This is a genomic window from Selenomonas sp. oral taxon 478, from assembly GCF_001189555.1.
Taxonomy (GTDB): Bacteria; Bacillota; Negativicutes; order Selenomonadales; family Selenomonadaceae; genus Centipeda; species Centipeda felix.
This window is the reverse complement of record NZ_CP012071.1, coordinates 1,540,471-1,553,104: the sequence shown is the minus strand read 5'-3', so window position 1 is coordinate 1,553,104 and position 12,634 is coordinate 1,540,471. Positions and strand designations below refer to the sequence as shown.

At 56.9% G+C, this 12,634-nt stretch carries 15 protein-coding genes; 1 reads left to right on the top strand and 14 read right to left on the bottom strand.

Going from position 1 to position 12,634, the window contains the following annotated elements; genetic code table 11:
- Genes ADJ74_RS07245 through ADJ74_RS07220 form a run of 6 tightly spaced genes read right to left on the bottom strand, consistent with a single transcriptional unit; the run spans position 1 to position 5,173 of the window.
- Positions 1-501 carry a cell division protein SepF gene (locus tag ADJ74_RS07245; RefSeq protein ID WP_050343099.1) on the bottom strand — a complete coding sequence of 167 codons (501 nt, stop codon included), beginning with the start codon at positions 499-501 and terminating at the stop codon, positions 1-3.
- 6 nt (positions 502-507) lie between these two features.
- Complete coding sequence (locus ADJ74_RS07240) at positions 508-1,227, bottom strand: YggS family pyridoxal phosphate-dependent enzyme (RefSeq protein WP_009442881.1); 720 nt, start codon at positions 1,225-1,227, stop codon at positions 508-510.
- A complete protein-coding gene (pgeF, locus tag ADJ74_RS07235; RefSeq protein WP_050343098.1) occupies positions 1,224-2,039 on the bottom strand; it encodes a peptidoglycan editing factor PgeF in 816 nt (271 codons plus the stop codon). Before pgeF ends, ADJ74_RS07240 begins: the two co-directional genes overlap by 4 nt.
- Positions 2,036-3,784, bottom strand: a complete 1,749-nt coding sequence (locus ADJ74_RS07230) for a radical SAM protein (protein WP_050343097.1) — start codon at positions 3,782-3,784, stop codon at positions 2,036-2,038. The genes pgeF and ADJ74_RS07230 overlap by 4 nt, the downstream gene beginning before the upstream one ends.
- A gap of 15 nt (positions 3,785-3,799) precedes the next feature.
- Positions 3,800-4,264: a transcriptional regulator NrdR gene (gene nrdR / locus ADJ74_RS07225; RefSeq protein ID WP_009442884.1), complete on the bottom strand. Its 465-nt coding sequence runs from the start codon at positions 4,262-4,264 to the stop codon at positions 3,800-3,802.
- Between the two features lie 27 nt (positions 4,265-4,291).
- A complete protein-coding gene (locus ADJ74_RS07220) occupies positions 4,292-5,173 on the bottom strand; it encodes a RodZ domain-containing protein (RefSeq protein ID WP_050343096.1) in 882 nt (293 codons plus the stop codon).
- A gap of 169 nt (positions 5,174-5,342) precedes the next feature.
- Here ADJ74_RS07220 and ADJ74_RS11590 point away from each other — a divergent pair, with 169 nt between their 5' ends.
- Positions 5,343-5,468, top strand: coding sequence for a secretion protein HlyD (locus tag ADJ74_RS11590; RefSeq protein ID WP_253271739.1), 126 nt, complete (start codon positions 5,343-5,345; stop codon positions 5,466-5,468).
- 2 nt (positions 5,469-5,470) lie between these two features.
- Here ADJ74_RS11590 and ADJ74_RS07215 read toward each other — a convergent pair whose 3' ends face one another.
- The 8 genes from ADJ74_RS07215 to ADJ74_RS07180 form a co-directional block, all read right to left on the bottom strand.
- Positions 5,471-6,598: a cysteine desulfurase family protein gene (locus tag ADJ74_RS07215; protein WP_050343094.1), complete on the bottom strand. Its 1,128-nt coding sequence runs from the start codon at positions 6,596-6,598 to the stop codon at positions 5,471-5,473.
- Complete coding sequence (locus tag ADJ74_RS07210; RefSeq protein ID WP_050343091.1) at positions 6,598-7,041, bottom strand: Rrf2 family transcriptional regulator; 444 nt, start codon at positions 7,039-7,041, stop codon at positions 6,598-6,600. The genes ADJ74_RS07215 and ADJ74_RS07210 overlap by 1 nt, the downstream gene beginning before the upstream one ends.
- Positions 7,042-7,146: 105 nt before the next feature.
- Positions 7,147-7,599 carry a deoxyuridine 5'-triphosphate nucleotidohydrolase gene (locus ADJ74_RS07205; RefSeq protein ID WP_050343089.1) on the bottom strand — a complete coding sequence of 151 codons (453 nt, stop codon included), beginning with the start codon at positions 7,597-7,599 and terminating at the stop codon, positions 7,147-7,149.
- Positions 7,600-7,679: 80 nt separating this feature from the next.
- Positions 7,680-7,913 carry an RNA chaperone Hfq gene (gene hfq, locus ADJ74_RS07200; protein WP_009442889.1) on the bottom strand — a complete coding sequence of 78 codons (234 nt, stop codon included), beginning with the start codon at positions 7,911-7,913 and terminating at the stop codon, positions 7,680-7,682.
- On the bottom strand, positions 7,882-8,868 hold the full coding sequence (miaA, locus tag ADJ74_RS07195; protein WP_050343087.1) for a tRNA (adenosine(37)-N6)-dimethylallyltransferase MiaA: 987 nt from the start codon (positions 8,866-8,868) through the stop codon (positions 7,882-7,884). The genes hfq and miaA overlap by 32 nt, the downstream gene beginning before the upstream one ends.
- Positions 8,868-9,545 (bottom strand): metal-dependent hydrolase, encoded by a 678-nt coding sequence (locus ADJ74_RS07190; protein ID WP_050343085.1) that lies wholly within the window; start codon positions 9,543-9,545, stop codon positions 8,868-8,870. The genes miaA and ADJ74_RS07190 overlap by 1 nt, the downstream gene beginning before the upstream one ends.
- A gap of 126 nt (positions 9,546-9,671) precedes the next feature.
- Positions 9,672-11,090: a decarboxylating NADP(+)-dependent phosphogluconate dehydrogenase gene (gnd, locus tag ADJ74_RS07185; RefSeq protein WP_172664522.1), complete on the bottom strand. Its 1,419-nt coding sequence runs from the start codon at positions 11,088-11,090 to the stop codon at positions 9,672-9,674.
- A gap of 29 nt (positions 11,091-11,119) precedes the next feature.
- Positions 11,120-12,454 carry an MFS transporter gene (locus ADJ74_RS07180; RefSeq protein WP_050343083.1) on the bottom strand — a complete coding sequence of 445 codons (1,335 nt, stop codon included), beginning with the start codon at positions 12,452-12,454 and terminating at the stop codon, positions 11,120-11,122.
- Positions 12,455-12,634 lie beyond the last annotated feature (180 nt).

Sequence of the window (12,634 nt, the reverse complement as noted above, 5' to 3'; positions counted from 1 at the left end):
CTACCGATCCATGAAGGGTATATTGTCCCCCAGTCGGTGTTCATCCTCGGAGTAGCTGACGTTGACGTTGCTCGGCGCACAGAGGATGACATTGTTGCTGATCTTCTTGATGTCGCCGTTGAGTGCGTATGTCGTTCCGCTGATGAAGTCGATGATGCGGTTCGCGACGCTCTTTTCCGTCTTCTCAAAATTCAGTACGACGGGTTTTTTCTTCTGGAGATTGACCGCCACCTGCTGTGCATCGTCGAACGACTGCGGCTCGATCACCACGACGTTCATGCGGTACGCCGCGACGACATTGTCGATCGGCGTAGCCCCTGCCGCTGCGCCTGCCGGCGGGGTAAAATCGGGAAAGCCCGAGAGATTTGCCCCTGTCTCAACGCGCTGCCGTCCCGTGCGCGAGCCGATCTCGGTCACGGGCGCAGGCTTTTTTTCTTCCCGCTCTTCGAGCTCCTCATCCTCCTCGGACGAGATGCCGAACAAATTCTTGAAAATCTTCACAATCCCTCACACTCCTAGGGTATAATTGCGTGCACCAAAAATCGCCGTGCCGACACGCACGAGATTCGCGCCCTCCTCGACGGCAATGCGATAGTCGTGTGTCATGCCCATCGAAAGGTAGCGGATGTCTGCCTTGTGCGGCTCTGCCGCCTTGATCGTGCCGTACAGCTCGTACATCGCACGAAAGAGCGGACGGCACTGCTCTACATCCTCATAATTCGGCGCAATACACATAAAACCCTGCAAGCGAACCGAATCCATTCCATCAATTGCCGCGAGGAGCTCGTCGAGATCCTCACGGTAGACGCCGGACTTGCTCTCCTCACGCGCCAGATTAACCTGCACAAGGATATTCTGCACCTTGCCGAACTTCTCCGCCGCGCGGTTCACCGCCTGTGCAAGATGCACGGAATCAACCGAATGAATGAGGTCGAACTGGCGCACGGCGTATTTCGCCTTATTGGTCTGCAGGTGCCCAATCAGATGCCATTTTACCTCGCGCTCAAGCGTCTCCGCTTTGTCCAGCGCCTCTTGGATGCGGTTCTCTCCGATGTTCATGATGCCCGCATCAATGGCCTCCTGCATCGCCGCGACGGGATGGTTTTTCGTCACGGCAATCAGCTCCACAGGCGCGTCCTTCGAGACGTGCGTCCGCCGCGCCCGCGCGGCCATGATCTCGGCACGTACCTTTTGAATCTGCTCCCCGATCATCGTTCCTTCACTCATTTCAACTCCATTACTGCCGCCAGACGTCCCGTCCTGCCGCCTGCGGCACGATAGGAGTAAAACCATGTATGATCGCACGACGTGCATGTCTGTGCGCTGTCGATCTGCCGCGGTGGGACGCCCGTCTCCTCCAGTGCAAGGCGGTTCGCCGCCCATAGGTCCAGATGGTATTTCCCATCCCGCTCCGCGACGATCCGCTCCGCATCATGCGAAAATGCGCGACGGAACTGCGCGGCGACCTCCTCACCGACCGCATAACAGACGGCGCAGATGGAGGGCCCGATCCCCGCAATGGCATCCGTGGGTCTTGTCCCGAACTCCTCCGCCATACGAGCGAGCGTCTTTGCCCCGATCCGCTCCACCGTCCCACGCCAACCGGCGTGAACGAGCGCGATGGCATGATGCACAGGATCGTAGAGGAGGACGGGCACGCAGTCCGCATAGCAGAGGAGGAGCGTGACATCGTTGTCATTCGTGATCAGTGCATCCGCATCAGCGATACAGTCCGCATAGTCCCGCGCACCGCGGCCCGCATCGCGGCGAAAAACGCGTACGATCTCCGTCCCATGCACCTGTCGCGGCGTGCAGATCCGCTCTGCCGAGAGCCCCAGCGCCGCGCAGTACCGCCTGCGGTTCTCCCACACAGCCGCGGGATCATCCTCCACGTGCAGTGCCATGTTCAGCGTATCATACGGGGGAGCACTGACGCCGCCCTGCCGTGCCGAGAACCCATGCACGAGTGCGTCGCCCGGAAAGAGATCGAGCCGCCCGCTCCACAGATTGTTGCCGAGATGCCGCAGTACAAAGCTCATACCGTCATCCTTTCCGCAGGCTTACAGACGCCGCACCGCAGACAGCCGTCGAAACAGATCGGTGTCGGCAGGAGCGCCTTTGCCCGCTCATATTCCTGCCACAGATAGTGTTTGGAAAAGCCCATGTCGAGATGATCCCAAGGCAGATATGTCTTTTCCGTCCACGCAGGAGCCAGATAGTCCTCCGCGGAGAGGCCCTCCGCACGCATCTCTGTCGCTAGATCCTTTGCCCCGCGCCCCATCGCCGCACGCATGAGAGGTGCGCCAAGGCGGCGGTCACCGCGCGCGAGAATGGACTGGACACGCGCCTCCTTCGGCGACTCAAAGTGCACGACGATCTTTTTGTGTCGGCTGAGGACCTGCGTCAGCTGCTTCATCACCGCATCCATGCGCTTTTTCTCCGCTGCCGCCATCCACTGAAACGGCGTAAACGGCTTGGGAACGAAGGGATTCACGCTGAGTGTCAGTGTGCCGCGGCAGCCCTTCTCGTCCATGTAGGAACGCAGGCGCTGCGTGAGGTCGATGATCGCGTCGATGTCCTCATCCATCTCGAAGGGCAGGCCAACCATAATATATAGCTTAAAATTCAGGATATGCGCTGCCGCGCCGAGATCAACTGATGTGAAGAGATGATGTTCCTCGATGCCCTTGTTGATGACCGCGCGCATCCGCGCACTGCCCGCCTCGGGGGCGATGGTTAGTGTCTTCAGGCCGCTCGCCGCGAGCGACTCCACGAGTTCCTTCGTCACGGAGTCCGCGCGGAAGGACGCGACCGACATCGAGAGCCCCTCCCCGAGGATGGAGCGGCAGAGGGCATCGATCTCGGGGTAGTCCGAGATCGCCGCGCCCATGAGTCCAATCTTTTTGCCGTAGGCGAGTGCGTCGCGCACCTCACCCTCGATGACGGAGAGAGAGCGGTTGCGTGGCCGGCGGAAGCAGTACCCCGCCATGCAGAAGCGACAGTGACGCCCACACCCGCGCGCCGTCTCGATGAGGTAAAAGCTGAACTCCGTATCGTCCGTAATGACAACCGTATGGGCGGGATGCGCGTCGAGATCCTCCACCCACTGCCGCGCCACATGGGACGGCGCCCCCGCGCGTGGCAGGAGTGCCGTCAGATGCCCCTCCGCATCGTATGTGGGCGTATAGAGTGCCGGGACATAGACCCCGGGGACATGGGAAAGCCGCTGCAGAAGTGCCGTGCGGTCGTCGCCCGCACGCAGCCCTGCATGATAGGCGTCCATCATCGCCGGAAGGATCGCCTCTCCCTCACCGATGACAAAGGCATCGATCAGCGCAGCGAGCGGCTCAGGGTTGAACGTGGCACACGGCCCCCCCGCGATCACGAGGGGGTCATGTGCCGTGCGGTCCGCGGCAAGCGCCGTGATGTGACTGCGTGCGAGCATCTCCGCAACATGAAAATAATCCATCTCAAACGAAATGGCAAAGCCGACGATGGCGAAGTCCGCGAGCGGGGTCTGCGTCTCCACGCTCATCATCGGCGTATTCGTGCGCACATAGCGCGGCATCTCATCGCGATCGGGCAGAAAGACGCGCTCACACGCCGTGTCACTGCGCTCATTCAGCAACGCATAGACAATGTGCAGCCCGAGGTTCGACATGCCGACAAAGTAAGTATTGGGATAGACGAGAGCAAATCGCGTGCGCGCGCCCGCAGGATAGCGATAATATCCGCGCTCCTGCGCCAGACGTGCCCGCAGGCGTTCCCGCAGCCGATGATCCAATCCCCACTCTACCTTTCATTCTTTCTCACGATGTGCACGCAGCGTCTCCAGCTCCTCGATAAAATTCGTAATATCATCGAACTTCCGATAGACCGAGGCGAAGCGGATGTAAGCTACCTCGTCAAAGTCCTTCAAATGCTCCATGACGATCTCACCGACCTTCTCGGAGGGCACCTCGGGCTCCGTGCGGTTGCGGATCTCATGCTCGATCTCCGCGACGAAATTTGTGATCTGCTCCATCGAGATGTCGCGCTTATCACAGGAGCGTATGATCCCCGTCAGCAGCTTGTCGCGGCTGAACGGCTCACGGCGGCCATCACGCTTGACGACCATGAGTGGCAGGCGCTCCACCACCTCGTACGTCGTAAACCGTCGCCCGCACTTTCCGCACTCGCGGCGGCGGCGGATGGTCATCCCCTCCTCTGCCGCACGGGAATCAATGACACGGCTGTCCGGCTCTTTGCAAAAAGGGCATCGCATTGCCCTCACCCTCTCTCACGCATCACGTTACTGACTGCGGCTCTGTGTACGCTTCGCCGTGCTCTTTTTCGGCTGCTCGCCGTCCGCATCACCGCTGGGGGCAGCGGCATCCTCCAGTGACTTCGTCGTCCGCGTAAAGGTGCGCTCAACGACAGCGCCCTCATCGCCGAACGTGCCGAGCTTCTTCCCGTTCACTGTCACCTCAAGTGCTCCGGCGTTGCCCGCACGCAGAACGATGGACTCCTTGCCCTGCCAGTTCTCGGTCTTGCCCTCTTCGAGCAGCCCCTCAAAGACGGTCTTTCCGTCAACCGTCACCTCCGTCCAGCAGCGTTCGGTGAGGTGCACGCTCACGCGCACATCCTTCGCCGGCGAGGCCGCACGCGCCTCATCCACGGCGTTCGCCTCTGCTGCCGGCGTCTGCGTCGGCTGGCTCTCCGCACGCGCAGGTGCCGCAGGTGCGGTCGTCTCGCGCGCAGGAGAATTGATGAACGAGACGAGTGCCGCACCGCCGCCGACCAGTGCAGTGAGCACCACGATCCCAGCGACCAGCTTGCCGAGCATGCCCGCAGAGGAAGATCTCCTGCCGCCGATGGAGATCTCAGAGAGCGACGCATCACCGATGTTGTTGAGTGAGATGCGCCGCGGCTTCTCCTCTGTGGTCGGTGCCGCCGGAGCGGCTGCCGTGCCGTTCTCCGCTGCGAACTGCTGCACCAGTTCCTCTGCATCCAGATGCAGGAAGCCCGCATAATTACGGACGAATCCCTTGGCATAGACCATACCAGGCAGATTGTCGATATTGCTCTGCTCGATGCTTTCGATGTAGAGAGCACGGATGCTTGTCCCTTTTTCTATATCTGCAATTGTCAGTCCCTGCTTGACACGAGCGCTGCGCAGGATGTCTCCGACCATGAAGTTCCCTCCTGATCTATACCAATCTAGAATATCACGTCTGCAATATCACGCAATGAACCCGTGATTTCCAAAACATTTCTTTTGATTATACACAAAGTGCACGGCAAAGACAAATTTTTTCAGGTAAGGAATCGCTGATAAAATGAAGTCCGTCAGATTGGCGTAGATTTTTCGTCCGATTGAGGAGGCAAACCGGACGCATAGCGAGGGCTATGTGGAGGATTTGCCGACAAAAAGCGGGCAAAAAAGATGCGCTAAGATGGCGGTGCTGAATTTATCAGTGCTTCCGTAATTCTACTCTTTTGCGATAGCACGAACCGTATCGGCGAACGCCGTCACATCGTCCTCACGCGTAAAGCGTCCGAGGCTCACACGGATCGCCGTGCGCGCCGCCTCCGACGGGCAGCCCATCGCACACAGGACGTGGGATGGGTGCGCTGCCCCCGCACTGCACGCACTGCCGCCCGATACGGCAAAGCCCGCGAGATCCAGACGGATGAGCAGCGTATCCTGTGGGATGTCCCGTATGCCAAAGCTCAGGATGCCCGCCAGCCGCTCCTCTCTGTGCCCGTAAAATCGAATGCCGTCGATATCCGAAAGTGCGGTGCGCAGCGACTCAGCCGCAGCGCGCAGGCGCACATCCTCTGCGCCCATCTCCGCACAGGCAATCGCCGCCGCACAGCCGCAGCCGACGATCCCCGCCACATTCTCCGTGCCCGCGCGCATATCGCGTTCCTGTGCGCCGCCATATAGAAGCGGAGCCATCCGCAATGTGCGGCGCACGTAGAGCACGCCGACACCCTTCGGACCGCAGAATTTATGCGCCGAAAGCGAGAGCGCATCGACGTACAGTTCCTCCACATCGAGTGGAATATGTCCCGCCGCCTGCACGGCATCCGTATGAAACGGAATCCCGCGCGCCCGAAGGAGCGCGCCGATTTCCGCAATCGGCTGAATCGTACCGACCTCGTTGTTCGCCGTCATGATCGTGACCAACGCCGTATCCTCACGCAGGGCCGCCGCCACATCGGACGGAGCAACGCGCCCCGTGGCATCGACGGGCACCTCCGTCAGTGCATACCCGTGTGCCGCCAGATCGCGGCAGGTCTCGCGCACGGCGGGATGCTCAACGGCGGAGGTCACGATATGCCGACAGCCTGCCTTTCGCCGCTCCTCCGCAATGCCGCGCAGTGCCCAGTTATCGCTCTCCGTCCCGCCGCTGGTAAAGAACACCTCTGATGGAGACGCGCCAATGAGCGCCGCCACCTCCTCCCGCGCGCGCATGACACCGCGCCGCGCCGCCTGTCCAAAGCAGTGCAGGCTCGAAGGATTCCCGCACACCTCCGTCAGATACGGCTGCATCGCCATGAGGACACGCGCATCGAGCGGCGTCGTGGCGGCATAGTCGAGGTAGACCGGCATCACTGATTGCACCCCGCACGGCGATGTCCGCGCTGTACGAGATCGGAGAGGGCAATGTTGTTCAGCACACTGTTGATGCTGTCACAGACCTCCTCCCAGATCTGCCGCGTCACGCAGTTCCCGGCGCGCTCACAGCTCTGATCGTGCGCCTCCGCATCCGTCAGCAGGCAGTCCACGAGAGCGATCGGGCCCTCCACGGCCGTGATGATCCGCCCGATCGTAATCTTCTCAGGTGGGAGCGCGAGCGTATAGCCCCCCTGAGCCCCGCGCACACTCTCAACCAGTCCTGCGCGACGCAGCGGCACCATCAGCTGCTCCAAATAGTGCTCGGAGATCCCCTGTGTCGCTGCAATCGCATGCAGCGGAACGACGCCCTTGCCGTAGCGCAGGGCGAGCTCATAGAGCGCCGTGACACTGTAACGCCCCTTCGTTGAAAGTTTCATAAAGATCTCCTGTGTGGGCAAATCCTACCGTTTACCCTAAAATCATACTGATATCATTATAAATGAGTTTCTTTTTCCTGTCAAAATGCAGACGTACGGATGCTGCTATGCGCCCGTCGAGCCGAAGCCGCCGCTGCGTGCCCGACCGCATCCCGCCATATCGCCGTCCGCCGTCAGATAACGCGTAAAGATGCCCTGCGCGATCCGCTCGCCCGCCGCAATCGACACGGGCTCCCGTCCGTAATTGTATAGAGGTACGATAATATGCCCCTCGTTGTCCGCATTTCCATAGTAGTCTGCATCGATCACGGCGACACCGTTCATCAGCATGAGCTGACGTTTCACCGCCATGCTTGAGCGAATGTAGAGCAGCAGAACCTCATCCGCCTGCATATACGCCTTGACGCCCGTCGGCACCATGGCAAAGCCCTGTGGGACGATCTCCACGGCAGCCGCCGCTGCAAGATCATAGCCCGCACTCGCCCCCGTCTTGCGCTCGGGGAGCAGCACGCCCGCCCCTGCGTACGCCGAGACGATCTCAAATCCTCGCTGCTTCATCGCTTCTCCTCCATCAGGGAACAGATAAAAAGGAAAAAGCCGCTGCACCGCAGGCGGTACAGCAGCGTTGTTCGGCGTGATTACGACGCATCGTCGCCCGTCCGCACCGGCTGTGCCGGCGTGATGGTCGAGACCGCATGCTTATAAATCATCTGCTGCTTTCCCATCGCATCCACCATGAGGACGAAATTATCAAATCCACGCACCGTTCCTTTGATCTGAAAGCCGTTCACGAGATGAATCGTCACGGGAATCCCGTCCTTGCGCACCTGATTGAGGAAGTTATCCTGCAGATTGATGATCTTGGCCGTCATCCTTTGCCTCTCCTTTTGCTCGCCATTCCTTTATATCCATTAAAATGCGCTCCAACAGCTCCGGCTCCGTCCACGCATCCGCATCGTACCAGCGGATGTAGGGCATCCCCCGATACCACGTCAGCTGACGCTTTGCAAAATGCCGCGTTGCCGTCTGCACGGCCGTGATGGCCTCCGCGCGCGTGATCTCTCCCGCAAGATACGCCGCCGTCTCCTTATAGCCGATGCCTTTCATCGCCGGAGCATCGCGGCGTACACCGCTGTCCAAAAGCTGCTGCACCTCTGCACACAGCCCTGCGGCAAACATCGCCTCAACGCGCTCATTGATGCGCGCATAGAGATGTGACCTCTCCCGCATAAGCCCGATCACATGGGCATCATAGGGCATTGTCCCGTGCTCCATCGCGCACGCACGCGAGATGCTCTCATCACCGTAGCGCGTGACCTCGAGCGCGCGGATCACGCGGCGCAGATTATTCGCGTGGATCCGCTCTGCCGCAGCGGGGTCACGACGCGCGAGGAAGTGATGTACGCGGGCATTTCCGCGGCGTGCGGCAATCCCCGCCATGGCATGACGGAAGCACGTATGCTCCTGCGTCACATTGAAGTCATATCCCTCGACGAGTGCCTTGACATAGAGCCCCGTCCCGCCGACGACGAACGGCAGGCGTCCTGCCGCATCAAAGTCACGTGCGAGCTCCGACACGCGCGCGACAAACTCCGTCACAGAGAACGGCGCATCGGCATCGAGCACATCGACGAGATGATGCGGCACACGGGCGCACTCCTCCGGACTTGGCTTCGCACTGCCGATGTCAAAGCCGCGATAGACGAGCATCGAGTCCCCCGAGATGATCTCCGTGCCGAGCCGCTCCGCGAGCTGCAGCGAGAGCGCCGTCTTACCCACTGCCGTAGGGCCGAGGAGAACGAGCAGAGGCGTCTTCTGCGCCTGCATCAAAGCTCCATTGTATCTCCGGGCGCCATGATATGCACTCTGGCCCGCGTCATGGCTTCCGTCACGTCCTTGTAGTGCCGTGCCTCCTGTTTGATGATCGGCCACGTATTGTAGTGCACGGGGATCACGTGCCCCGCGTTGACCCACTGCGCCGCCATCGCCGCATCCTCAAGTCCCATCGTATAGTTATCGCCGATGGGCAGGACGGCATAGTCGATGCTGTCCTTGCGTCCAATGAGCTGCATATCGCTGAACAGCGCCGTATCGCCCGCATAGTAGAGTGTCCGGCCGCCGATATACACGACAAACCCGCAGGCGATCCCGCCCGCCACGCCCGCGCTGTGCTGGGCGAACGTCATACGCACCTTGCCAAACGGCAGATTGAGCGAGCCGCCGATATTCATCGGGCAGGATGCAATCTCCGCCAGTGACTGACTCTCACAGACACTGATGACCTCCGGCGTCGAGACGATCTTCGCCCCGGTACGCGCCGCAATCGACGGCGCATCACCCAGATGATCCCCGTGCGCATGAGAAACGAGAATATAGTCACACGCCACATCGTCCGCCTTAACGCTCGCGACGGGATTCCCTGTCAAAAAGGGGTCAACGAGCACCTTATGCGTCCCATCATCCAGCAAAAATGCCGCATGTCCGTAGTAACTGAATTTTACCAATGCGATCACTCCCCTCAATAACACAGTAATTCTTTCTTATTATACGTCCCGCCCCCATATTGTCAATAGAAAAGCCGTCCAACGCAGCATCTGCGTCGGACAGCTTTGAGAAAGGAAACAGAAGCACTATTCCTTATAATGCTTTTGCCACTCATGATGGAAATCACCGCTCCTATCAATGCGGCGATAGGTGTGTGCACCAAAGTAGTCACGCTGCGCCTGAATGAGGTTCGCACCACCGCAGGGACTGCGATAGGCATCCAGATATTGCAGAGCGTTTGCCATCGCCGGAATGGGAATACCACGCTCTGCCGCCAGTGCGACAACACGACGCAAGCTGCTTTGATTCGCATTGATTTTATCCATAAAGAACTCATCAAAAATAAGATTGTCTAATTGCGGATTTCTACGATACGCCTCCGCAATTTTAGTCAGGAATGCCGCCTGAATAATGCAGCCTGCGCGGAAAATGGAAGCAATACGTCCATAATCCAGTGTCCAGTGGTAGATCTCTCTCGCCGACCGGTATAGGGCAAACCCCTGAGCATACGCAATGATCTTAGCTGTATAAAGACTTTGTCGTACCATTTCAACCAAATCTGCCGGCACTTTAGACGTGCCATTTGGAGCAGAAAATTTCTTTGATGCCTCAGCACGGGATACTTGAAGATTTGACATAACGCGTGCATTACATGCTGCTGTGATCATCGACACATTAACACCCTGCTCAAGTGCTGCGATACTCGTCCAACGCCCAGTCCCCTTCTGCCCTGCGCTGTCCAATATCTTATCGATAATCTGCCCGCTGCCCTCATCGCTTTCCTTAAAGATATCTGCCGTAATGCCGATGAGAAAACTTTTTAATTCGCCCTGATTCCATACATGATAAACCTCAGCCATGGCATCATTACTGAGACCCCCGACGTATTTTAAAATCAGATAGCTTTCGGCGATGAGCTGCATATCCGCATACTCGATGCCGTTATGCACCATCTTGACATAGTGCCCCGCGCCATCCTCACCAATGTAGGTACAGCAAGGTGAACCGTCTTCAGCTCGTGCTGCCACAGACTCAAAGATGGGTCTCAGGTTCTCGTAGGCATCTTTTTCACCGCCCGGCATAATACATGGGCCATTGCGAGCACCATCAGCTCCGCCTGAGATACCCGTCCCAAAATAGTGGATTTTATGCTGTTTTGCATAATCACACCGGCGAATGGTATCTTTAAAGAAGGAATTTCCACCATCAATGATGATATCCCCATGCTCCAACATGGGAATAAGCTGGTCAACCACAGCATCGACCGGTGCCCCCGCCATAATGAGCAGCATGATACGACGCGGACGTTTGAGGGACTGAACAAACTCGCTCAAATCATAATAACCAGTCATATTTTCATGCGGATGTTCTCTCAGTACTTGCTCCGTAAGATCGGGAGTATAATTATAGCATGCAACCCGAAATCCATGGTCTGCCATATTGAGCGCCATATTGCTTCCCATAACGGCCATCCCGACCATACCTATATCATTGAACGCCAACATAAACACCTCCCCCAGCCAACATGAATTTCTTACACTTCAGGCACACTGGTTTTTCCATAGATTTTTTGAACGCCGCGATGCGAGAGGAAGCAAAATGTCATGCAGAGCAACGCACCAACCATGATGAGGTAGAACCCGCTGTCCCATCCAAAATGGTCAACCACATAGCCAAATAACGTTGTTCCCATAGAACTTCCGACCAAATAGCTCATCAAACCTCTGAGGCCCACTGCCGACCCCAGTGCAAAGCTCGGAATAACTTCCATTGCCTGAACGGCAACCATGGACTGGGGAATATAAATCAAGCATCCTGTGATCGTAGCAAAAATCGTAATTGCGAACACAGAGTCAGACTGCATATAACCAAACACGCAGAGAAATACGACAATCAGGCAGACGAAGGGGAGCATCATGACGCGTCCCTTGAAGAATTTGTCCACCAAATAGCCTGCAACAAGCGTCGATGGTATCGCAGCCCATTCAAACAGCATAAACGACACACCCATCTCCTGCCGCGTAAGTCCCTTGACGGTGAGCAAATAGAGGGGAATCCACGTAATCATGCCAAACCGAACCATGTAGGTGAAGATGTCAATACCGACCAAATACCATGAATTCTCATTTTTGAATACGTATTGATAGAAAATCTTCCATGCAGACATATCTTTCGGACGGTCATCGGATTTTTTTAGTACCTTCTCCGTAACGGACTCTTCATGAGAGATCTCATCGACCGTCGGAAGGCCTTCCTCTACAGGACGGCGCTTCACCAGGAGCAATACGAGAACAACACAGATCAAGGCGACAATACAGGGAACAATGTAAGCAGCAATACGCCAATGTTCTGTTCCAAGGTACGCCATTGCAGCTCCGACAATCGGCGCAACAAGACCGCCGCCAATGTTGTGAGACACGTTCCACGAAGTGCTCGCACGCCCTCTCTCTGAGCGAGAAAACCAGTGCCCTACTGTGATAATTGAAGGGCCTACCCCCATCCCCTGACACAGACCAAGCAAAACAACCAAGCCCACAAAGAGATAGAAGCTCGTGCTGAACCCCATGGCTATATTGATCAGGATGCAAAGAATCAGCCCCGTTGCCATAAAATAACGCGGGTTGGATTTATCCGCAAGAACGCTCATAAATCCTTTGCTCAGTCCATACGTGATCAACATACAGCTGCTCAGCAGACCGATCTCCGTGGCACTAAGATTCATTTCCTCCTTCAAATACGGCGTCGAGAAAATAAAATTGTTTCGCACGATATAGTACGCCATATAGCCGATAAATACACCTAACAGCGACTGCATTTTAAAGCGATTGAACTTTTTGACCGTTTCTTGGTCATACGTTTTTGTCTGCATAGTGCTCCTCCTAAAAACTACAGCAAATTACGACATATATCCCCCTTCCATTATTTTGTATTCTTTATGAACGTCTATAAAGATGATATTATTATATCAATATCTGCTTTTTATTGCAAGTATGTTGTCATTTATTCCATAATTAATGATATTATTATATCAAAAAAACTACCTTTGAGA